Here is a 22232-nt window from a genome sequence, read left to right on the forward strand (position 1 = left end):
CCGTGTCCGTTCCTGCGGCGGCGTTCTCGACGACGACGTCGCCGACATTGTCGACGACATAGGTGTCGTCGCCCACTCCGCCGATCAGGCTGTCGGCGCCAAACCCGCCATTCAGCACATCATTGCCGGCGCCGCCGGTGATAATGTTGGCCAGCGCATTGCCGGTGCCCGTGAAGTTGCCGGATCCCGTATAGCTCAGGTTCTCGACATTGGTCAGCGCGGCGATCGAGTAAGCTGAAAGCACCGTCCGCAACTCGTCAGTGCCGCCGCCCGCCGCCTCGACGATCACGTCGCCCGCATTGTCGACCACATAGATGTCGTTGCCCGCGCCACCGCGCAGACTGTCGGCGCCGGCGCCGCCGTCCAGCAGATCGTTGCCGGCACCGCCGACGATCGCGTTGGCAAGCGCATTGCCGGTTCCGGTAAACGCCCCGGTGCCGAAGTAGGTGAGGTTCTCGGTATTGGCGCCAAGCGTGTAGGCGCTCAGGTTCGTCCAGACCGTGTCCGTTCCTTCGGCGGCGTTCTCGACGACGACGTCGCCGACATTGTCGACGACATAGGCGTCGTTGCCCACTCGACCGATCAGAGTATCGGCGCCAACCTCGCCATTCAGCACATCGTTGCCGCCGCCACCGGTGATAACGTTGTCGAGCGCATTGCCGGTTCCGGTAAAGGCTGCCGTGCCGATATAGGTGAGGTTCTCGACATTGCTGCCRAGCGTATAGTTTGCCAGCGCGCGAACYGTGTCGATACCCTCGTCGGYATTCTCGACGACGACGTCGCCGGTGGAGATGACATAGGTGTCGTCGCCCGCYCCGCCCTTCAGCGTRTCGATCCCCGCTCCGCCGGTGATAACGTTGTCGAGCSCATTGCCRGTTCCGGTAAACGCCCCCGTGCCGAAGGAGATGAGGTTCTCGGYATTGGCGCCAAGCGTGTAGGTGCTCAGGTTCGTCCAGACCGTGTCCGTTCCTGCGGCGGCGTTCTCGACGACGACGTCGCCGACATTGTCGACGACATAGGTGTCGTCACCCGCTCCGCCGATCAGGCTGTCGGCGCCAAACCCGCCATTCAGCACATCATTGCCGGCGCCGCCGGTGATAATGTTGGCCAGCGCATTGCCGGTGCCCGTGAAGTTGCCGGATCCCGTATAGCTCAGGTTCTCGACATTGGTCAGCGYRGCGATCGAGTAGGCTGAAAGCRCCGTCCGCAATTCGTCAGTGCCGCCGCCCGCCGCCTCGACGATCACGTCGCCCGCATTGTCGACCACATAGATGTCATTGCCCGCGCCACCGCGCAGACTGTCGGCGCCGGCGCCGCCGTCCAGCAGATCGTTGCCGGTGTTGCCGACGATCGCGTTGGCAAGCGCATTGCCGGTTCCGGTAAACGCCCCGGTGCCGAAGTAGGTGAGGTTCTCGGTATTGGCGCCAAGCGTGTAGGCGCTCAGGTTCGTCCAGACCGTGTCCGTTCCTTCGGCGGCGTTCTCGACGACAACGTCGCCGACATTGTCGACGACATAGGCGTCGTTGCCCACTCGACCGATCAGAGTGTCGGCGCCAACCTCGCCATTCAGCACATCGTTGCCGCCGCCGCCGGTGATAACGTTATCGAGCGCATTGCCGGTTCCGGTAAAGGCTGCCGTGCCGATATAGGTGAGGTTCTCGACATTGCTGCCGAGTGTATAGTTTGCCAGCGCGCGAACCGTGTCGATACCCTCGTCGGCATTCTCGACGGCGACGTCGCCGCCATTGTCGACGACATAGGTGTCGTCGCCTACTCCGCCGATCAGAGTGTCGGCGCCATACCCGCCATTCAGCACATCATTGCCGGTGCCGCCGGTAATCGTGTTGGCGACTGCATTGCCGGTGCCCGTGAAATTGCCCGATCCCGTGTAGATCAGGATCTCGACATCGCTGTCGAGCGCATGGTTTGAAAGCGCCGTCTGGACCGTGTCCGTCCCCTGGTTACCGAACTCGATCACAGAATCGAATCTATCGTCGACAACATAGAGGTCGTTGCCCACCCCGCCCGCCATCCAGTCGGAATCAGCCCCCCCGATCAATGTATCGTTGCCGGCACCACCATAAAGCGAATCATTTCCGGCATTGCCCCAGAACGTATTGTTCGCCTCGTTGCCTACGATATTGTCGTTGCCGGAGCCGGCCTGAACATTCTCGATCAACGACGCAAGGTTGCCGTTATAAAGAAGCGCGTTGAAAATGTTGCCGCGGGCATAGCCATCGTTCGGACCACCCCACAGATCGGCTAGCTGGCTTTGGGAAAAGACCGAGTATCCCCCCGCTCGCAGGTCGATACTGAGGGCGGTGGTATAAGCACTCAAATCATAGGTATCGATACCGCCGCCGTCCCAGATTGTCGCGAAGATCCGGTTGGCATCAGGGGTGATGGCCGCAACCCCGTCGACATAGGTGACACCTTCGTTCGGATTCCACTTGTAGACGGTATCGCCGCTGTTCGTGGTGTAGTCTGCACCATACATTTCCTGCAGAGCGGCGATGTCGAGCATCATGAAGGTCTGTGGCGCGCCGTCAGCCTCGTACTTGTACCCGCCGCTCGTACTGTCTCCGACATATGTACGATAGGTCATGATCGTATATTCGACCGAATCGTACGCGCGCGGAACGACCGTGGGATTGTAGAAAAAATCCGGTTCGTGAGCATGTTTCAGCCCGAGAGCATGACCGAGTTCATGCGCCAGGGTGTGTCCCGCATAGTTGCCGAACTCCGGATAGCGATAGTCGGATTCCGTGCCAGCATATTCCGTCCCGAACCAGACATCACCGCCGCTGTTGCTAGAGTCCGGATAGTAGCCCCATGCCGTCGAAGGCAGGGACGACTGAGCGAACCGCACGGTTGCGGTATCGGCGCTTCCCGCCGCGAAATTGGCGTTCGTAAACCCCTCTACCGAAAAACCGTCATTTGCCGCGTTTCCATAGGATTGCTCCATAAAAAACAAAGCTGCAGATTGCTGTTGCGAGGAAATCGACGAGAAATCGAAATCTTTCTCGCCGCTATAGGAATACGATGTCGAGAGAGTGGGAAACGCATAGGTTATCGTGCCGTCCCAGGCAATGCCGCTGAGAAGCCCGTCAATTTTCTTATCCCCCGTCAAGAACACATCCTTCGTGGAGGTAATAATGCCTGTCATCGGATCCCCGTTTGCCTATGCTGCTCTACCAGAGCGCCGTGCGTCCTTTCGGACGCCAAAGAACGCTCTACATTTTCAATCTTCAAATCGTGCTTTCCGAAAATCGATTCCGATTTTCGGGCCAATGCGCTAACGCGTATATCCGACGGAGTAACTTCGCGATTAACGCGCGTCATCGGATCGATAGGTCTGTACTTCCCTGACGGATTCAACCCGGCGAACACCTGAAAGGATCCGCTTCGTAGTTTGACGATAGGGGGGATCGGCATGGTTCGAAGCCGTTGCTCCGCGACCTTATCCGCGACACGCGCCCTGAGCCCGATAATCTTGGCGGCTCTCTGAATGCCTTCGGCCCGGGACGAGCATCCCTTCAACGTCAGGTCGCGCCGCAATTGAGCCGCGTCGGCAGCAATTCGATAGAACGCAGCAATCCCGCAGGGCTCACGAAGACCGGAGTCCAGATGCTGCGAAATGACGCCATCCATACGCGGAATTATTCCCCTCAAAGCTGCGGATTTACCGCGAGTGCGGAACCTGCTGCGGTTGTTTGTGGAGATGTAGCTCACGCAGAGGTAAGGCACCATGGGGGTGCTTGTGTTTCCTGCTTTTTTAAGTGGGTGTGGCTAATAAGCAGCAAATTTCCCGTCACTAACGTAAGCTCGCTACCTCGTGCCTCGCGACTGGGGCAGTTGCTCGCGTTTCCCGGGCACGGCTTCGAGCCATCACCGTTCCATCGTCCTTGGCAATCCTCGACCGACGACAGAAACGGTGAACCGCTGCAAATCTTTGCACGCCAGGCTTAATCCCAAAAGAAAGACTTGCCGACCTCACGGGCCGCATCGGACTGTGACACACCGATATCCTTGAGTTCGCTCGCCATCAGGCCTCTCAATGCGCGCCGGCCTTCCCGCTTCTCATGCCAGAGAAGAATAGCCGCCCAGATTCGGCCGAGACGCGTCGTCTCGGCTGGCTCGGCCGGCAAGGCAATCACTCTTCTGTCTTCGAAGGAGACAATTGGTACAATTGGCATTTTGCTTTCAGGCAAAGCAGACATTCCAGGAATCCTTTCGGCGATCCGTTGGAATTGACTCTTAATCTTGACAGATACAAGGTGACAATATAAGCAATTGTCACCATGACAAATTGGCTTCCTGATCTTTCACGCGGTTCCGGGCCGGTCTATCTCCGGCTCGCCGACAGCATCGAATCCGCCATATCGAGCGGCGCCCTGCCCGCCGGCAGCAAGTTGCCGCCGCAGCGCAACCTTGCCTATGACATCGGCGTGACGATCGGCACGATCGGGCGCGCCTATGCATTGGTGCACGAGCGCGGCTTGGTCGCGGGCGAAGTCGGGCGCGGCACCTATGTGCTGAACCGTTCCGAGACCCCGCCCGGCGAACAGAGCGATCCATTGACCGTCTCGCTTGGCGGCACCCGCTTCCAGGATGCGCCTGCCAATAAGATCCGCTTCGATACCACCGCTGCTCCCGACCTCGGCCAGGGCAAGATCATATCGGGCGTTCTCGCGGAGATCGGCGAACAGCATCTGGCGGAGATTTCCTCCTACTCCCGAAGTTTCCCGCCGAACTGGTTCGAAGCCGGACGTCGCTGGCTTGCCCGCAGCGGCTGGACGCCGGACGTCGAAAATATCGTCCCGACGCTCGGCGCCCATGCGGCGGCGATCGCCGTTATCGGCGCCGTCTCGGCTCCGGGCGACAAGATCGTCTTCGAGAATCTCAGCTATACCCAGGTCAGTCGCAGCGCCCGCCTTCTTGGTCGCCGCACGGTGACGGTCGATTCCGATGAATTCGGCATGATCCCCGAGGATTTCGAGCGGCTTTGCCAGCAGCAGCACCCGAAGCTCGCCTTCCTGATGCCGACGGTCCATAACCCGACGGTGGCGATCATGCCCTATGAGCGGCGTGCCGCGATCGCCGGCATCGCCAGGAAGCACGGCGTCTGGTTGATCGAGGACGATCTCTATGGCGGCATGGCCGATGACGATACGCCGCTGCTTGCAGCACTTGCGCCCGATCGCACCTTTCTCGTCAACGGCCTGTCGAAATCGGTCGCCGCCGGCGTGCGCGGCGGTTGGGTTGCCTGCCCGCCGCATTTCGCGCAGCGCATCAAGGTAACGCACAGGATGATCACAGGCGGCCTGCCCTTCATCCTGGCGGAGACCTGTGCACGGCTCGTCGAAAGCGGCGCCGCGCACGAGATCCGCAAGTCGAGCGTTGAGGAGCTTGCCCGCCGTACCCAGCTGGCCCGCGAGTATTTGCAGGGTTTCGATTTCGAATCGCACCCGCATGCGCCCTTCCTCTGGCTGAAGCTCCCTGAGCCCTGGATGTCCGGCACCTTCAAGAATGCCGCCTTCCGCGACGGCGTGCTGGTCGACGACGAGGACGAGTTCAAGACGGCGCGTGGCGAAAAAACCTATCACCGAGTTCGCGTCGGTTTCTCCTCGCCGAAAACAGGACAGGAGCTGATCTCGGGCCTGATGATCCTGCGCCGTCTCTTAGAAAATGGCGGCTCCGCCTATGACGGCGAAATATGACCTGTTGCAAATACACGTCATAGTTCCGAAAAAATATCCGCGTTGAATCGCGGTTCTTTACCCCTCTGCCTGCCATGCTACCTCTTTGTCATTCCTCCTTGGGTGAGGGAATCAAAGGACAGCGGATGAAGATCGACTTCAACAAGGTCGTTCTGCGCTTCTTGGGTATTGCGTCAGTAGGGACGGTTATGGGCTTTTTTGCCATGGCCAACTCTGCAAGTGCAGGTGAACAAATATTCGACGAATTGCGCTTCGGCGCCTCGGCCTCGGTACAATCGGGCCACTCCCGGGAAAACGGCGTTTTTCCCGAAATTACCGCCCTCTTCGATCCCTTCGGCTATGATGAGACGGTCGGCTGGCAGCGGCTGCTGCATCCGCGGGTCCATGTCGGCACCTCGATCGGCACATCGGGCGAAGCCACGCAATTCTTCACCGGCTTCACCTGGACGGTCGATTTCAACGAGAAGCTCTTTGCCGAAGCCGGTTTCGGCGGCGTCATCCATACCGGCGATCTCGATGAAGATGATGACGGCCCTGGACTCGGCTGCCGCGTCCTCTTCCACGAATATGTCGGCGCCGGTTATCGTTTCACCCGCAATTGGAATGTGATGGCCCAAATTGCCCATTCCTCCCATGCCAATCTCTGCGACGGACCTAACGACGGCATGACGCGCGCCGGCCTGCAGGTCGGCTACAAGTTCTGATCATCTGATCTTTTATTGGAACACTCTGCCCGCCCTCTGTTGACGGCGGGCATTTTCCTGTCGCGCGCCGCCGCTACATGAGCTAAAGACAGCGCGAAACGCGCCAGGGACTTTCCGCTCATGACCATTCCAAACACCATCCCGATCACGCCGGAACTCATCGCAAGCCATGGCCTGAAGCCGGACGAGTACCAGCGCATCCTGGACCTGATCGGCCGCGAGCCGAGTTTCACCGAGCTCGGCATCTTCTCGGCCATGTGGAACGAGCACTGCTCCTACAAATCCTCGAAGAAGTGGCTGCGCACGCTGCCGACAAAGGGGCCGCGCGTCATCCAGGGCCCGGGCGAGAATGCCGGCGTGGTCGATATCGATGACGGCGATTGCGTCGTCTTCAAGATGGAGAGCCACAACCACCCCTCCTATATCGAACCGTACCAAGGTGCGGCGACCGGCGTCGGCGGCATCCTGCGCGACGTCTTCACCATGGGCGCGCGCCCGATCGCCGCGATGAACGCGCTGCGCTTCGGCGAGCCGGATCATCCGAAGACCCGCCACCTCGTCTCCGGCGTCGTCTCCGGCGTCGGCGGCTACGGCAACTCCTTCGGCGTGCCGACGGTCGGCGGTGAAGTCGAGTTCGATGCACGCTACAACGGCAACATTCTCGTCAACGCCTTTGCCGCCGGTATCGCGAAATCGAACGCCATCTTCCTCTCCGAAGCCAAGGGCGTGGGCCTCCCGGTTGTCTATCTCGGCGCCAAGACCGGCCGCGACGGCGTCGGCGGCGCGACGATGGCTTCGGCCGAATTCGACGAATCGATCGAGGAGAAGCGCCCGACCGTTCAGGTCGGCGACCCCTTCACCGAAAAGTGCCTGCTCGAAGCCTGCCTTGAGCTGATGCAGACCGGCGCCGTCATCGCCATCCAGGACATGGGTGCCGCCGGCCTCACCTGCTCGGCCGTCGAAATGGGCGCCAAGGGCGATCTCGGCATCCTGCTCGAACTCGACAAGGTGCCGGTGCGTGAAGAGCGCATGACCGCCTATGAGATGATGCTCTCGGAAAGCCAGGAGCGCATGCTCATGGTGCTGCAGCCGGAGAAGGAAGAGCAAGCCAAGGCGATCTTCGTCAAATGGGGCCTCGATTTTGCCATCGTCGGCAAGACGACCGACGATCTGCGCTTCCGCGTCGTGCATCAGGGCGAGGAAGTCGCCAACCTGCCGATCAAGGATCTCGGCGACCAGGCGCCGGAATATGATCGCCCCTGGCGCGAATCCGGCAAGCAGGCTCCCTTGCCCGCCAATCTCGTCGCCGCGCCGCAGGACTATGGCCAGGCGCTGCTCCAGCTCGTCGGCTCCGCCAACCAGTCGAGCCGCCGCTGGGTCTATGAGCAGTACGATACGCTGATCCAGGGCAATTCGCTGCAGCTTCCGGGCGGCGATGCCGGCGTCGTGCGCGTCGACGGCCATCCAAGCAAGGCGCTCGCCTTCTCCTCGGACGTCACGCCGCGTTATGTCGAGGCCGATCCCTTCGAGGGCGGCAAGCAGGCGGTTGCCGAATGCTGGCGCAACATCACCGCGACCGGCGCCGAGCCGCTCGCCGCCACCGACAATCTCAACTTCGGCAACCCCGAAAAGCCTGAAATCATGGGCCAGTTCGTTCAGGCGGTGAAGGGCATCGGCGAAGCCTGCCGCGCGCTCGACTTCCCGATCGTCTCCGGCAACGTCTCGCTCTATAACGAGACCAACGGCGTCGCCATCTTGCCGACCCCGACGATCGCAGGCGTAGGCCTGCTGCCGGACTGGCGCAAGATGGTCCGCATCGGCAGCGCCAATGACGGCGACAAAGTGATCATGATCGGCGTGGACGGCAGCCACCTCGGCCAGTCCGTCTACGTGAGAGACGTGCTTTCCAGCCGCGAAGGTCCCGCACCTGAGGTCGATCTGTTCGCCGAGCGCCGCAACGGCGATTTCGTCCGCTCCGTCATCCGCAACGGCCAGGCGACCGCCTGCCACGACATTTCCTCGGGCGGCCTTGCCGTCGCTCTCGCCGAAATGGCCATGGCATCGGACAAGGGCCTGACGATCGATCTCGGCGAATGCAAGGGTGCGCCGCATGCGCTGCTCTTTGGTGAAGACCAGGCCCGTTACGTGCTGACGGTGCCGGCCGATGTCGCCGATTTCGTCTGCGCCAACGCCGAAGGAGCCGGCGTTCCCTTCCGCCGCCTCGGCACGGTCGGGGGAGCCGCACTCGTCGTCGGCGATCTCATCTCGCTGCCGATTCAGCAATTGCGCGATGCCCATGAATCGTGGTTCCCTGATTTCATGGAAGGCCGCGGCGAACTGGCCGCGGAATGATGCGCAAGGAGTAACGATCATGGCCATGAAACCCGGCGATATCGAAGACATGATCAAGGCTGGGATTCCCGGTGCCAAAGTGACGATCCGCGATCTGGCCGGTGACGGCGACCACTACGCCGCCGAAGTCGTCGCCGAAGTCTTCCGCGGCAAGAGCCGCGTACAGCAGCACCAGATGGTCTACGAGGCGCTGAAGGGCAATATGGGCGGCGTGCTGCACGCGCTCGCCCTGCAGACCTCCGCGCCGGATTGACGTTCAGCTTCGACCGGTTGAAGTTTTGAAATGAACAGGCCCGGCTGGAAGATTTCCTTCTTGTCGGGTCCTTTGTTTTCTGGGCACGAAGCGGTTCCAGACCACAAAGGCGTCCGGACTGGTTAGGCGCCGTACCTCAACCACCCTCATTCCTGTGCTCGTCACAGGAATCTAGCCACCGCGCGTCCGCGCGGTGAATGACTCACTTGCCTGAAAGAAAAGGTTCTCCCGCGCCCAAGGACTTGGGCGCACTGGATTCCTGTGACAAGCACAGGAATGAAGGCGGGGAGGTAGAAGCACTTTACCCCGCCAACGAGCTCGACACGATGCAGTATGCCTCTCAGCCTATCGCTGCTGAGCGCCCTCAAACCGGCAGCTTGTCCTGCTCCGGATAGGCAAAGACCGAAGCCGGCATCGGGCCGGCGGTGAGCAACGTGAAATCGAACGAGGATTTCATGTCCGGTCCGAGCACATATTGCCGATGGACCCGCAGTTGGTCCTTGCGGATTTTGCGGTAATGCTTGGCCGTCAACATCTGCTTGACGCGGATGAGAAGGATCTTCGCCGGGGGCGCATCGGCATGGCCGCAGACGGCAACGACCGGCACCTTGTAGAAATTGATCGAATCCGTCAGGCACTGCACGTCGAGCCAGGAAATCTCGGGACAGCGGGCGATCAGCCCGACGCGGGCGCGAAGCAGCTTCGCCGATGACAAGAGTGCGCATTGCAGGACCGCGCTGCCGAGCGTGGCAAACACGACGCGCTTGCCCTTGAAGATCTCCGGCTCCCTTTCGAGCAGAATGCCGATGACATGGGCGGCGACGCTTGATCCCATGCTGTGCGACGAGATCACATATTCATCCGCCTCTTCCATGAGCGCCTTGCGCACGGCAACGGCCCGGCCCTCCAGCCAATCGTTGAATTCAGCCTGGTCCATACGGCCGAGCGCCACCGCCATTTCCCAATCGGCAAAGAGATGCAGCGTATGGAAACGCTCGGAAAACGGCAGGAAGGCGAAGATGAAGAAGCAAAGCGCCAGCGATCCGCTCCAGAGCATGTGCCAGGCCGGGAAGCCGAGACCATAAGGCAGGAGAGCGATCTGCGCCGTCAACGCGATCGCCAGGGCTGTCAGCAGGAAGGGGAACAGGAAGAACAGGCCGAAACGCCAGGCATGGCGGAAATATCCCCGCATGCCGCCCTCGAGCATGATCTCAACGCAGCTTCGAAAGCCCGCGATGATGCGGCTTACCGTGCTGCGGCTGCGCAGCCGGCGCACGAGCACATCATGCTCGACCATGTGGATCCGGCTCTTCGTCTGCCAGCTATGGGAATCCGACCCGCCGCCGATCGCCTCGCTCGTCATCACCTCGAAGCTGAGGGGATCGCTTCCCGCCTCCGGCGTTCCCGTCTCGATCGAATAGCCCCACACCGCGGCGCTCTGCCTGGCCGAGCGCTCATAGCGAGCCCTGTGGGCAGCGCCGTCGAGGGGCTCGAAGCCCGGGAAATGCAGGACGACCCGCTTCTCGATCAGTTTCATTCCACTCTTTCGGCCGGGTCGATAGCCGGCATGCTACTGCGATCCTGCTGCCGTGCCGATATCGACGAAAAAGCAGGGATGGTCTCGAAGGCGTCTTGCTAACCGAACTCTTCCGGAATTCAATAGCGGGCATGTCGTTTCCACCACGAACGGAGAGGTTTTGTGGCCGATCTTGTCAAAGAATTGATATCAGGCGTCGTCGACACAGTGCTGAAGGAAATCCTGAAGAAAACCACCGGCCGGGTCACGAGGAAGCGCAGCAGGCGCAGGACCCGCCCCACGACAACAACAACGGCTGCGCGCAAGACGACGACGGCCAAACGCAAACCAGTCCGCAAACAGGTCAGCAAGCGGCGCACCGCCGCCGGCCGCAGCCGTCAACGCCGCGGTTGAGAAAAGCACTGCATCTCGCCCACCGTCACGCGACGGCAACAATCCCGAAGTGGTCTGACCAGATTGGTCTTTTTTTGGTTCGGGCGGCTGGAATTCCTGCTGTCGCATGCTATCTAAGGGAAACGATTGAAACGGCGGGCCTTTAACTCGCCTGTTGAAAGGATCAGGTCCTATGAGCGGCATTCACGAATTCATCGACAACGAAATCAAGAGCAACGACGTCGTCCTCTTCATGAAGGGCACGCCGCAGTTTCCGCAGTGCGGTTTCTCCGGCCAGGTCGTGCAGATTCTCGATTACATCGGCGTCGACTACAAGGGCATCAATGTGCTCGCCGATTCGGAAATCCGCCAGGGCATCAAGGATTATTCCAACTGGCCGACGATCCCCCAGCTTTATGTAAAGGGCGAGTTCATCGGCGGCTGCGACATCGTCCGGGAGATGTTCCAGGCCGGTGAGTTGCAGCAGCATCTCCAGGAAAACGGCGTCACCGTTCGCGGCGCCGCCTGACCGGTCACCGGGCGTCCGTCCGGTTTCCAAATCTGTTTCTCGAGTCCGAGGCGCTGCGGTGAGCAGCGCCTTAGCCTGTTTATGGGAATTTCATTGTGACAGATTCATCCCAAGCCGTGTCCGCGGGCCGCCTGCCCATGGGCAAGCGTGAATTCATCGCGCTTGCAGCCTTCCTGATGGCCATCAACTCGCTCGCGATCGATATCATGCTCCCGGCCCTGCAGCAGATCGGCGCCAGCCTCGGCGTCGAAAGCGAGAATCACCGCCAGTTCGTCGTCTCCTCCTATCTTCTCGGCTTCGGCTGCGCCCAGCTTTTCTACGGCCCACTCTCCGATCGCTTCGGCCGCCGCGCACCGCTGTTGACCGGCATCGTCATCTATATCGTTTCCGCCATCGGGATCGTTTTCGTTCCGTCATTTGCCGGCCTGCTGGTGCTGCGCTTCGTCCAGGGCATCGGTTCAGCCGCCACCCGCGTTATCACCATCTCCATCGTCCGCGACATCTATGGCGGTCGGCAGATGGCCGAGGTCATGTCGCTGATCATGATGGTCTTCATGATCGTGCCGGTGATTGCGCCAGGCACCGGCCAGGTGGTGATGTTCTTCGGCAACTGGCACCTGATCTTCCTTTTCATCGCCACCATGGCGACTGCGATCGGCGTCTGGGCCTATCTCCGCCTGCCGGAGACCTTGCATCCGCAGAATGTCCGCCCCTTCACCGCCCGCTCGATCTTCGGCGCCTTCAAGCTGGTGCTGACCAATCGCGTGGCGCTCTGCTACACCATCGCCAGCACCTTCATCTTCGGCGCGCTGTTCGGCTTCATCAATTCCGCCCAGCAGATATATGTCGGCATCTACGGCCTCGGCGTCTATTTCCCCTTCGCCTTTGCCGGCGTCGCGATCTTCATGTCGCTGTCGTCCTTCTTCAATTCGCGTTTCGTTGGCAAGCTCGGCATGCGCCGCCTGTCACATGGTTCGCTGCTCGGCTTCATCGCCATCAACACGATCTGGCTGATCGTCCAGATGGCGAGCTCCGAGCCGATGCCCTTCGCGCTGTTCATCTCCTTCTTCGGCCTTGCCATGTTCCAGTTCGGCTGGATCGGCTCGAATTTCAACTCGCTCGCCATGGAGCCTCTCGGCCATGTCGCCGGCACCGCCTCCTCCGTCCTCGGTTTCATGAGCACGGTCGGCGGCGCCATCATCGGCGCCGGCATCGGCCAGGCCTTCGACGGCACCGCGCTGCCGATGGTCGCCGGCTATTTCGCCGTATCGGTCGTCGGGCTGATCTTCGTGCTGATTGCCGAGAAGGGCCGCCTCTTCCACCAGCAGAACCCGGCCGTCTGAACGACCGGCCTCATTCGCCTAGGGGATATCTCCACATGACGCCGCCGCACAAACCGCACCAGGAAAACCAGGGCTCCCGCCGCATCGGCATGGGTTTCGGCGAGTTCGTCGTCACCATCGCCATCATGACCGCCAGCGTCGCCATGGCGATCGACAGCATGCTGCCGGCATTGCCGAATATCGGCCATTCCCTCGGCGTCACCAACACCAACGACGCGCAGCTCATCATCGGCGTGTTCCTCCTGGGCTTCGGCATCTCGCAGATATTCTTCGGCAGCCTTTCGGATACGTTCGGCCGCCGCAACATTCTGCTCGGCGGCCTCGTCTGCTACGTGATCGGGATGTTTGCCGCCGCAGCAACCGGCAGCTTCGAAATGCTGCTGGTGATGCGCTTCATCCAGGGCGTGGGCGGCGCGGCGGTGCGTATCACCACCATGGCTATCGTGCGCGACTGCTTCGGCGGCCGCGAAATGGCCCGCGTCATGTCTTATGTCATGATCGTCTTCATGATCGTGCCGATCGTCGCCCCCTCCGTCGGCCAGCTGATCATCCTCTATGCCAACTGGCACTGGATCTTCATCCTGCTCGGCGTCATCGCCACCATCCTGTTCGTCTGGGCGCTTCTGCGCCTGAAGGAATCGCTGCCGCCGGAAGAGCGGCTGCCGCTGTCGGTCGGCTCCGTCATGGATGGTTTCAAGACGGTGCTCACCAACCGCATCACCTGCGGCTACATGATCGGCCTCACCATGTTTACCGGTGTCATCAGCGCCTATGTGATTTCGGTGCAGCAGGTCTTCGGCGAGGTCTACGGTCTCGGTGACTGGCTGCCGATCGCCTTTGCGGCCACCGCCGGCGGCATCGCCCTCGCCAATTTCGCCAACGGCTTTTTCGTCCGTAAGTTCGGCATGCGCCGCATCTCGCACGCCGCCCTGCTGATCTTCACGGCGCTATCGGTTGTCGGTTTCATCATTTCGCTGGCCGGCAAGCCGGATTTCGCCCTCGCCTATGGCATCTTCACCGTCGTACTGATGATGTTTGCCCTGATCGCCACCAATTTCACCGCCATCAGCCTCGAGCCTATGGGCAATCTCGCCGGCACGGCGACCGCCGTCACCGGCTTCGTCTCGACGACCTTCGGCACCATCCTCGGCGGCCTGGTCGGCCAGATGTTCAACGGCACGGTGCAGCCCCTCTTCGCCGGTTTCGCGCTCTTCGGCCTCCTCACGATCGCAGCCACCCTCTGGGCGGAAAATGGCAAGCTCTTCACGCACCCAGGGGACAGCCCGCAGCTCGATCCAGGGGCGGCTCACTTCTAGAGAGGCACGTCGGCTTTTCAGCCCTCGGGTCTCAGCTCCTACGTCTCCAGGTCAGCATTGTGAAACCGAACACCTCTGGCGCCTTGCAGCGGTTCAGGGCATCCTATGATGGCTGAAAATTGTGTTTATGCAGTTGGAGGAATGCGATGCGCTGCTTTACCGTGCTTGGACCCTCGCAGACCGGAAAATCAACAGTCGTGGAAAAGCTCGGCTCCCTGGAGGGGGCGCCGAGAAAATCCAAGTCCCCTTATGGATTGAACCTCACAGAATTCACCTTTGGAAACGAGGCGTGGTGTGCGCTGGATGCGCCAGGACCCAACGAAGCGTTGGCGCATGCACAGCACGCGCTTCTTGCCAGCGACGCCTGCATCCTGTGCGTTTCATCGGCACCCGAGGAGGCTGTGCTCGCCGCGCCCTATCTGCGGATAGTCGAAGCCTCGGGGACGCCGTGCATCCTCTTCGTCAACCGAATGGACGAACCGAGAGGGCGGCTGAGGGACGTGATCGCCGCGCTTCAAGACTACGCCAACCACACGCTTTTGCTTCGCCAGATCCCGATCCGCGAGGGAGACAAGATCGTAGGCAGTTGCGATCTGATTTCGGAACGGGCGTGGCGCTACCGGGAAGGCCAGACTTCGGCGCTGATCGCAATCCCCGAAAGTGCTGCCGAGCGCGAGCACGAAGCGCGCAGCGAGCTCCTGGAACACCTGTCCGAATTCGATGACTGGCTTCTCGAGGAACTGATCGAAGATCGCGAGCCGCCCAGCGACGCGCTCTATGCCATTTCATCGCGGGTTCTCAGCGAAAACAGGATTATTCCAGTCCTGATCGGTGCCGCAAGTCACGGCAACGGCATGATGAGGCTGATGAAGGCGCTGCGCCACGAGGCGCCGCCGGTAGGGATTCTCAGACAGCGCCTGGCTCGTGCGGGCAATGTCGATGAAAACAAGCTGACCGCCGTGAGCTTCCATGCCTATCATCGTCAGAATATCGGCAAGACGGTGCTGGTGCGTGCGTTCGGTGAGGGACTGCGGCAAGGCGCATTACTGGGCGGCTCCAGCCTCGGCGCCGTGCAGGATCCCGCAAACGGACGGTCCAGCTCGGCGATCGTGCCTGCATCGGGGGATGTCTTCGCAACGGTCAAGTCCGACCACTTGCCCGTCCCGTCGCTGTTGACATCAGGCGCGACGGTTGCCCCGCCCGAATGGACCGAGCCACCGACGCCGATGCTTGAAAGGATCCTGGTCCCGGGCAGCGACCGCGATGAAAACAAGCTCTCCGAAACACTGGCTAAACTTTCCGAAACGGATCGCGGTCTTGTCGTTTTGCAGGAGGAAGGCACCGGCGCCCAGCTCGTCCGCGCCCAGGGCCCGGTACATCTGCGCGATCTCTGCCGAACCCTGTCCGACGTCTTCCACATCGACGTGACCGATCGAACGCCCAGACCGATCTACCGCGAGACAATCGCGAAGCCGTCCGAGGTTCACTACCGGCATCGCAAACAGACCGGCGGTGCCGGGCAATTCGCGGATGTGAAGCTGAGCATTCGCCCCAACGAGCGGGGCCGGGGCTTCACCTTCAGCGAAACCGTCAAGGGTGGCGTCGTTCCGCGCAACTACATCCCTGCCGTCGAAGCAGGCGCGCGCGAAGCGATGGAGAAAGGGCCGCTCGGCTTCCAGGTCATCGATGTCGGCGTAACGCTGTTCGACGGTCAGCACCATGCCGTCGACAGTTCGGAACACGCCTTCAGGACCGCGTCGAAAATGGGGGTGCGACAGGCGCTTTCCGAAGGGGCGGCCGTTTTAATGCAACCGGTCTTCCGCAGCGAAATTCACATTCCGTCGATCTATTCCGGCAGCCTCGTCCAGATCGTCTCCGCTCTCAAGGGTCAGGTTCTCGGCTTCGACCGGGATGAAACCGCGAAGGGATGGGACATCTTCCGGGCACTTGTTCCGGGTGGTGCACTTGACGATCTGGCGCGGGCGCTGCGCTCGGCGACGCAGGGCATTGGTTACTTTTCCAAGACCTTCGATCACTTCGAGGAGCTATACGGCAAGGAAGCGGATGCCATCGTGAGGGCACACGAGGAACCAGGCGTCGCACACTGAAACGTTCGCGCCACTTTCGCCGCATCCATTGTCCAGCAGCGTGCTGGTTCAGGCTCAAGAACTCGGCCTTTATTGGGAGAAGACGCAGGGCGTCGCATTTTGCTTCCGGGCGAAGCGACACCCCGATCATCGTTGCATGCCCATGGCGGAACCGATGAAGCCGACTCCGAATTGGGGGCAACGTGCGTGGCAACAGATCCTCGCTATCTTGTCGTGGCTCGGATCGCTGAGTGAAAGACATAATCGATGGACGACCGAATTCTGATCAGACCATACACGGCAGGCGACGCAGACGCGACGATCGAGATTTTTCTGCGCTCCATCCGGGAAGTTTCGTCGAAAGACTATTCGCCTGCCCAGATCGAGGCCTGGGCAAAAGTGGAAGACCCCAGCTTATGGGCGGAGCGAAGGATAAGCAGGCCAGCCTGGATCGCAGAAGTCGATGGAAGGCCTGCAGGGTTTTCCGATCTGACGGAAGACGGGTGCCTGGACATGATGTTCGTGCACCCTGAGTTTCAGAGCGTCGGCGTGGCGACCCACCTCTTGCGCAGGGTCGAGGAAGAGGCTTTCAAGCTGGGGTTCCGCAGAATTTACACGGAAGCGAGCAGAACCGCCCGCCCGTTTTTCGAACGGAAAGGGTTCCGCGTGTTGACGGGACAAATCGTCGAGAAACGCGGCCAAGGTCTGGAAAACTTCCTGATGGAAAAGGTCTACACTTGAGCTCACGGGCGCCGGCCGCAATTCAACGTCTGCAACCGGCCTTGCAACGGTCGGTTTATCAGACCGTAAAGACCTCACGCCGCAACATCTCCCACGAGGCCTTGTCGGGAGCCACCAGCAGCCCGCCGTCGAGATGGTGCGGCAAATAGGGCGAGCCGTCGAAACGCGCCGCATGGGCGCCGGCCTCCTGCGAGATCAGCGCGCCGGCAAGGTGATCCCAGGGCATCAGCTTGTTGTACATCAGGTAATGCACATGCCCACCGGCAAAGGTGCGGTATTCATGGGCCGCGCAGCGATAATTGGTGAGGAAGCGCACCTTGGCGAGATTGCCGAGGATCTCGGCCCGCTTTTCTTGCGCCAGATATCCGGTGGAGGCCATGCCGACCATCTGGTCGAGCGCGACCGGCCCGGCCGTGCGCAGGCGCTGCGCCTCGCCATCCGGCCGCCGCAGCCATGCTCCGCCGCCCTTTTCCGCCATCACCCAGTCGTCGCCCATCGGATCGTAAATGATGCCGGCGACCGTCTCGCCGCCCGATACGACGGAGGCCATCACGCCGAAGGCAGGAATGCCGGACGCGAAATTGAACGTGCCGTCGACGGGATCGACGACGATCGCAAGATCCGCATCCGCGAGCCTTGCCAGCAGCGCCGGCTCGGCCGCGACCGATTCTTCGCCGAGGAACAGCGCGTCAGGCCAGAGCTTCTCCGATTCCGCCTTGATCATCCGCTCGGCCTGCTCGTCGGCTTCGGTGACGAGATCCGTCGCCTCGCTCTTGGCACGGACATCCTCGCCACCGAGGCGGCGAAAGCGCGGCAGGATCTCCGCCTGCGCCGCACGACGCAGCAGATCGGCAAGCACGGTCACATCGACAGTCGCAGTCATATCAAATCCTTTCGGTCCCGCCTTTGGGAAAGGCCTCAAATCAGATGCCGACGATCTCGCGCCGGATCAGCTGCCAGCTTTCCCTATCAGGCGCGGAGATGATGCCGCCCGTCGTCTCGCCCGGACGATAGGGCGTTCCGTCGAATTTCGCCGTATGACCGCCGGCTTCCTGATGCGCGAGCACGCCAGCCAGATGATCCCAGGGCATCAGCTTCGCATGGCCGATGAAATGCAGCTTGCCGGAGGCGACCATCCAATATTCATAGGCCGAGCAGTTGAAAGCGAAGGTCATCCGGGCCTTTGCCATGTTGGCGCAGATCCGAGAGCGATCCGGATCTTCCATATGCCCCCACGAGAAGCCGCCGACCATCTGGTTCACTGCGGCGGGCTCGGCCACCTTCAGCCGGCTCGATTGCCCGTCCTGCCGCGTCAGGAAGGCGCCCGCCCCCTTGATCGCCGTCACCGTGTCGCCGAGAACGGGATCGTGGATGATGCCGGCGACGGTCTCGCCCCTGACGGTGACCGCAAGCATCGTTCCGAAGACGGGAAGCCCGGCGGCGAAATTGAACGTGCCGTCGACAGGATCGATGACGAAGGCAAGCTCGGCATCGGCAAGCGCCGGCACCACCGACTTATCGGCGTCGTAGGCCTCCTCCCCGACGACGAGCGCCGAGGGGAAACGCTCTTTCAGCGCGGCCGTGATCCTGTGTTCGGCAAGCAGATCCGCCTGCGTCACCAAATCGGTCGCCGAGGTCTTTTCCGAGACATCGGTAGCGCCGAGATTGCGGAAACGCGGCATGATTTCGGCACGCGCCGCTTGTTTGACGCACTCGCCGAGGAAAAGAACGTCCGTGTCTGATATAGTCATGCGAAATCTGTCCTTCATGCAATGAACAGCCTGCATAGCCGGCCTTTCATGAAGGATCGGTGACGCCAAGGCTGGAAAAATCGAAGAGTTTGGGATCGAGCAGATGTGATGGGTTCACATGCGAAAGCGCCCGCAACATCGTGTCCTTGCGCCCTGGCATGCGCCGCTCGATATCGGCGAGCATGTCCTTCATCGCATTGCGCTGCAATCCGTCCTGGGAGCCGCAGAGATCACAGGGAATGATCGGGAACTGCATGGCGGCGGCGAACCTGGCAAGGTCGTCCTCGGCAGCATAGGCAAGCGGCCTCAGAACCATCAGGTCGCCTTCGTCATTCAGAAGCTTAGCCGGCATCGAGGCGAGCCGTCCGCCATGGAAGAAGTTCATGAAGAAGGTTTCGAGAATGTCCTCGCGGTGGTGGCCGAGCACCAGCGCATCGCAGCCCTCTTCCCGCGCCACACGGTAGAGATTGCCGCGCCGCAGCCGCGAACAGAGCGAACAATAGGTCGCACCCTCCGGCACCTTCTCCTTCACGATCGAATAGGTATCCCGATATTCGATCCGGTGCCGCACGCCGATCCTCGTCAGATAATCCGGCAGAACATGCTTGGGAAAGTTCGGCTGGCCCTGATCGAGATTGCAGGCGATGAGCTCCACCGGCAGCAGGCCGCGCCATTGCAGATCGAGCAGCAGCGCCAGCAGTCCGTAGGAATCTTTGCCGCCGGAAAGGCCGACGAGCCAGCGCTTCTGCCCCTTCAGCATGTCGAAATCGTCGAAGGCCTGGCGCACTTGCCGGAGCAGCCGTTTACGCAGCTTATTGAAGGAGACCGAGCGCGGCGCATCGGAAAACAGCGCATGGCCGATACCGCTGTCGGCTTCGCCGGTTTCCAGATCATCCGCGATATTGGCTGCGATATTCATTGCTCCGTCCTATCGAAGATCCCAGACCTGCCTTAGCAGAAAGCCGCTCGGCAACACAGCGTCAATCGCCGAAAACAGACCAGCCGGTTCGCGCCGCAAGCATCTCAAGCGCCACGGCGCCAAGCTGCGAATTTCCGACCTTGTTCAGCCCTGGCGACCATACCGCGATCGACGCGATGCCGGGCGCCACAGCGAAAATGCCGCCGCCAACGCCGCTTTTTCCCGGCAGGCCGACATGATAGGCGAAATCGCCCGAACCGTCGTAATGGCCGCAGGTCAGCATCAGTGCATTGATGCGCCGCGCCCGCTTCGGCGAGACCACCGAATGACCGGTCATCGGGTTGCTGCCGCGCGCCGCCAGGAACAGCCCGGCGCGAGCCAGTTGCTCGCAGCTCATCGCGAGCGCGCATTGATGGAAATAGACGCCGAGCACGTGGTCGACGGGGTGGTCGAGATTGCGATAGGCGCGCATGAAATTGGCAAGCGCGGCATTGCGGTAGCCGGTCTGCGTCTCCGACCGCGCCACCTTGTCATCGATCGTGATCGACTCGTCATCGGCGAGATACCGCACGAAACGCAGAAGCTCGCCGATCGCCTCGCGCGGCGCATGGCCGGCCATGACGACATCGGTGACGGCGATTGCGCCGGCATTGATGAAAGGATTGCGCGGGATGCCGCCCTCATGCTCGAGCTGGACGATCGAGTTGAAAGCCGATCCCGAAGGTTCGCGCCCGACGCGTTTCCACAGGCTCTCACCGACCTTGCCGAGCGCCAGCGTCAGCATGAAGACCTTCGAAATGCTCTGGATCGAAAAGGCGATATCGGCATCGCCGACACGGTAGACCTTGCCGTCGACAGTGATGATCGCCATGCCGAACTGCCGCGGATCGATCTTGGCGAGTTCGGGAATATAGTCGGCGACCTTACCCTCGCCGATACGTGGCAGGATATCGCTGTAGATGCTGTCGAGGGTCGCCTGCAAATCCGTCATCGCTTCTCTCCGGATAACAAAAAAGCCGCCCAAAAGAGCGGCTTTTCCATATGCGAAAACGCCTGGTGTTTCTTAACGCGAATAGAATTCGACGACCAGATGCGGCTCCATGACGACCGGGAACGGAACGTCGCTGAGCGTGGGAACGCGTGCGTAGGTGGCGACCATCTTGTTGTGATCGACTTCGATATATTCGGGAACGTCGCGCTCGGCGAGGCTGACGGCTTCCAGAACGGTCACGAGCTGCTTCGACTTCTCGCGAACTTCGATGACGTCGCCGGCCTTGCAACGGTAGGAACCGATGTTGACGCGCACGCCGTTGACAGTCACGTGGCCGTGGTTGACGAACTGACGGGCAGCAAAGACCGTCGGAACGAACTTGGCGCGATAGACGATCGCGTCGAGGCGCGATTCCAGCAGGCCGATCAGGTTTTCCGAGGTATCACCCTTGCGGCGGTCGGCTTCGGCGAAGATCGCGCGGAACTGCTTTTCGCGCAGGTCGCCGTAGTAGCCCTTCAACTTCTGCTTGGCGCGCAGCTGCACACCGAAGTCCGAAAGCTTGCCCTTGCGGCGCTGGCCGTGCTGGCCCGGGCCGTATTCGCGACGGTTCACCGGAGACTTCGGACGGCCCCAGATGTTTTCGCCCATACGGCGGTCAATTTTGTACTTGGACGATTCGCGCTTGCTCATCGCATTTCCTTTCAAATGTTTATGGCGGCTTATTACCAAACCGCGCGAAGGAAACACGCCCTCCTCTGACCTCTTTCGAGACCTGACAGGATGCTCCGGTTAGCGAACAGGAACGATCCACGGGACATGTCAAATGAAACACCGGACATTGCTGCCCGGTGCTTGGCGCGGTCTTTAGAGGGCCGTCATGAAAATGTCAACAGCGGCTCGACGTTGAGAAGCAAGGTATTTGTCGCTATATATTGCGCAGACGCTTGGAGCAGCCAATGAAAACGACACTCGCAATTGATGACGACGTTCTCGACGCGGCCAAAGAGATAGCAGAACGCCAGGAGAAAAACCTTGGCGAAGTTATCTCAGACCTCGCTCGCAAGGCGCTGCAGCTCCAACAGCCGCCTGTTCGGCGTAACGGTGTGCCCCTTATCAAGAAAAAGCCTACAGGTCGAACGATTACACCCGAATTCGTCAACGAACTCCGCGATGAATATCCGTGACGTTTCTCCTCGACGTCAATGTCCTGATTGCCCTTTTTGACCCCGACCATCTCTATCATGAACCTGCTCACAGATGGTTTCGCTCTCTAGATCGCGACAGTTGGGCTACCTGTCCGCTGACTGAGAACGGCGTTGCTCGCATTCTCGGCAACCCGAACTATCCGGACTCGCCGGGCTCTCCGACAGAGGTGCTGTCCTATCTTGCTGATTTGGCAAAGCTTACCAACCATGTGTTTTGGCCCGACGACATCAGCTTGGTCACCAGCAACCTCATTGATCGGACGGCGTCATTCTCACCCAAGCAATTGACCGACGTCTATCTGCTTGCATTGGCAAAAGCGCATGGCGGAAAACTTGCGACCTTCGATCGTCGAATAGCCACAGCTCCAGTAACCGATGGGTCTGAGGCGCTTTACCTCATTGAAATATAGGC

The 22232-nt window shown here is 60.8% G+C and carries 21 protein-coding genes and 1 pseudogene; 13 read left to right on the forward strand and 9 right to left on the reverse strand.

Features of this window, described 5'->3' with window-relative positions; all coding sequences use genetic code 11:
* From QD408_RS20835 to QD408_RS20845, 3 genes are all read right to left on the reverse strand, one after another.
* Nucleotides 1-3166: M10 family metallopeptidase C-terminal domain-containing protein (locus QD408_RS20835; protein WP_414140607.1), on the reverse strand; the 3166-nt coding region annotated here is incomplete at its 3' end.
* The gene (locus QD408_RS20840; RefSeq protein WP_414140608.1) at nucleotides 3163-3651 is read right to left on the reverse strand and encodes a hypothetical protein; all 489 of its coding nucleotides are present in this window, start codon (nucleotides 3649-3651) and stop codon (nucleotides 3163-3165) included. The genes QD408_RS20840 and QD408_RS20835, both read right to left, overlap by 4 nt.
* Before the next feature lie 314 nt (nucleotides 3652-3965).
* Nucleotides 3966-4220 (reverse strand): DUF1127 domain-containing protein, encoded by a 255-nt coding sequence (locus QD408_RS20845; protein ID WP_414140609.1) that lies wholly within the window; start codon nucleotides 4218-4220, stop codon nucleotides 3966-3968.
* Nucleotides 4221-4301: 81 nt separating this feature from the next.
* On the opposite strand from QD408_RS20845, the gene QD408_RS20850 reads away from it, so the two are divergent.
* The 4 genes from QD408_RS20850 to QD408_RS20865 all read left to right on the forward strand — a co-directional run bounded on the left by QD408_RS20850 (nucleotide 4302) and on the right by QD408_RS20865 (nucleotide 9029).
* Complete coding sequence (locus QD408_RS20850) at nucleotides 4302-5720, forward strand: PLP-dependent aminotransferase family protein (protein ID WP_088681210.1); 1419 nt, start codon at nucleotides 4302-4304, stop codon at nucleotides 5718-5720.
* 125 nt (nucleotides 5721-5845) lie between these two features.
* Nucleotides 5846-6424 (forward strand): acyloxyacyl hydrolase, encoded by a 579-nt coding sequence (locus QD408_RS20855; RefSeq protein ID WP_088681209.1) that lies wholly within the window; start codon nucleotides 5846-5848, stop codon nucleotides 6422-6424.
* 120 nt (nucleotides 6425-6544) lie between these two features.
* The gene (purL, locus tag QD408_RS20860; protein ID WP_414140610.1) at nucleotides 6545-8776 is read left to right on the forward strand and encodes a phosphoribosylformylglycinamidine synthase subunit PurL; all 2232 of its coding nucleotides are present in this window, start codon (nucleotides 6545-6547) and stop codon (nucleotides 8774-8776) included.
* Nucleotides 8777-8795: 19 nt separating this feature from the next.
* On the forward strand, nucleotides 8796-9029 hold the full coding sequence (locus QD408_RS20865; protein ID WP_010010652.1) for a BolA/IbaG family iron-sulfur metabolism protein: 234 nt from the start codon (nucleotides 8796-8798) through the stop codon (nucleotides 9027-9029).
* Nucleotides 9030-9393: 364 nt separating this feature from the next.
* On the opposite strand, the gene QD408_RS20870 is transcribed toward QD408_RS20865, so the two are convergent.
* Complete coding sequence (locus QD408_RS20870) at nucleotides 9394-10566, reverse strand: hypothetical protein (protein ID WP_414140611.1); 1173 nt, start codon at nucleotides 10564-10566, stop codon at nucleotides 9394-9396.
* Nucleotides 10567-10728: 162 nt separating this feature from the next.
* Between QD408_RS20870 and QD408_RS20875 the strand changes: the two genes are divergently transcribed.
* The 7 genes and pseudogenes from QD408_RS20875 (at nucleotide 10729) to QD408_RS20905 (ending at nucleotide 16954) form a co-directional block, all read left to right on the forward strand.
* Nucleotides 10729-10959: a hypothetical protein gene (locus QD408_RS20875; RefSeq protein ID WP_414140612.1), complete on the forward strand. Its 231-nt coding sequence runs from the start codon at nucleotides 10729-10731 to the stop codon at nucleotides 10957-10959.
* A gap of 172 nt (nucleotides 10960-11131) precedes the next feature.
* Nucleotides 11132-11467: a Grx4 family monothiol glutaredoxin gene (gene grxD / locus QD408_RS20880; protein WP_009994514.1), complete on the forward strand. Its 336-nt coding sequence runs from the start codon at nucleotides 11132-11134 to the stop codon at nucleotides 11465-11467.
* A gap of 137 nt (nucleotides 11468-11604) precedes the next feature.
* Complete coding sequence (locus QD408_RS20885; RefSeq protein WP_414140664.1) at nucleotides 11605-12810, forward strand: multidrug effflux MFS transporter; 1206 nt, start codon at nucleotides 11605-11607, stop codon at nucleotides 12808-12810.
* A 35-nt stretch (nucleotides 12811-12845) separates the two neighbouring features.
* Nucleotides 12846-14126, forward strand: coding sequence for a multidrug effflux MFS transporter (locus tag QD408_RS20890; RefSeq protein ID WP_414140613.1), 1281 nt, complete (start codon nucleotides 12846-12848; stop codon nucleotides 14124-14126).
* Between the two features lie 146 nt (nucleotides 14127-14272).
* Entirely contained in the window at nucleotides 14273-16234 is a 1962-nt protein-coding gene (locus tag QD408_RS20895; protein ID WP_414140614.1) for an elongation factor G, read from the forward strand.
* A 15-nt stretch (nucleotides 16235-16249) separates the two neighbouring features.
* Nucleotides 16250-16499: pseudogene (locus QD408_RS20900) on the forward strand (hypothetical protein); the annotation flags it as partial.
* Nucleotides 16481-16954 (forward strand): GNAT family N-acetyltransferase, encoded by a 474-nt coding sequence (locus QD408_RS20905; protein ID WP_414140615.1) that lies wholly within the window; start codon nucleotides 16481-16483, stop codon nucleotides 16952-16954. The pseudogene QD408_RS20900 and the gene QD408_RS20905, both read left to right, overlap by 19 nt.
* A 58-nt stretch (nucleotides 16955-17012) precedes the next feature.
* Here QD408_RS20905 and QD408_RS20910 read toward each other — a convergent pair whose 3' ends face one another.
* The 5 genes from QD408_RS20910 to rpsD form a co-directional block, all read right to left on the reverse strand.
* Entirely contained in the window at nucleotides 17013-17837 is an 825-nt protein-coding gene (locus QD408_RS20910) for an inositol monophosphatase family protein (RefSeq protein WP_414140616.1), read from the reverse strand.
* 40 nt (nucleotides 17838-17877) lie between these two features.
* A complete protein-coding gene (locus QD408_RS20915) occupies nucleotides 17878-18705 on the reverse strand; it encodes an inositol monophosphatase family protein (protein ID WP_414140617.1) in 828 nt (275 codons plus the stop codon).
* Between the two features lie 46 nt (nucleotides 18706-18751).
* Nucleotides 18752-19624 carry a tRNA 2-thiocytidine(32) synthetase TtcA gene (ttcA, locus tag QD408_RS20920; protein ID WP_414140618.1) on the reverse strand — a complete coding sequence of 291 codons (873 nt, stop codon included), beginning with the start codon at nucleotides 19622-19624 and terminating at the stop codon, nucleotides 18752-18754.
* A 61-nt stretch (nucleotides 19625-19685) separates the two neighbouring features.
* The gene (locus QD408_RS20925; protein WP_414140619.1) at nucleotides 19686-20615 is read right to left on the reverse strand and encodes a glutaminase; all 930 of its coding nucleotides are present in this window, start codon (nucleotides 20613-20615) and stop codon (nucleotides 19686-19688) included.
* Nucleotides 20616-20687: 72 nt separating this feature from the next.
* Nucleotides 20688-21305, reverse strand: a complete 618-nt coding sequence (gene rpsD, locus QD408_RS20930) for a 30S ribosomal protein S4 (RefSeq protein ID WP_088681199.1) — start codon at nucleotides 21303-21305, stop codon at nucleotides 20688-20690.
* 266 nt (nucleotides 21306-21571) lie between these two features.
* Between rpsD and QD408_RS20935 the strand changes: the two genes are divergently transcribed.
* Together QD408_RS20935 and QD408_RS20940 are read left to right on the forward strand one after the other, a co-directional pair.
* A complete protein-coding gene (locus QD408_RS20935; RefSeq protein ID WP_414140620.1) occupies nucleotides 21572-21799 on the forward strand; it encodes a CopG family transcriptional regulator in 228 nt (75 codons plus the stop codon).
* Complete coding sequence (locus QD408_RS20940) at nucleotides 21796-22230, forward strand: TA system VapC family ribonuclease toxin (protein ID WP_414140621.1); 435 nt, start codon at nucleotides 21796-21798, stop codon at nucleotides 22228-22230. Before QD408_RS20935 ends, QD408_RS20940 begins: the two co-directional genes overlap by 4 nt.
* Nucleotides 22231-22232: the final 2 nt, after the last annotated feature.

Source organism: Rhizobium sp. BR 249 (assembly GCF_047445895.1).
In the GTDB taxonomy this organism is placed as follows: Bacteria; Pseudomonadota; Alphaproteobacteria; order Rhizobiales; family Rhizobiaceae; genus Rhizobium.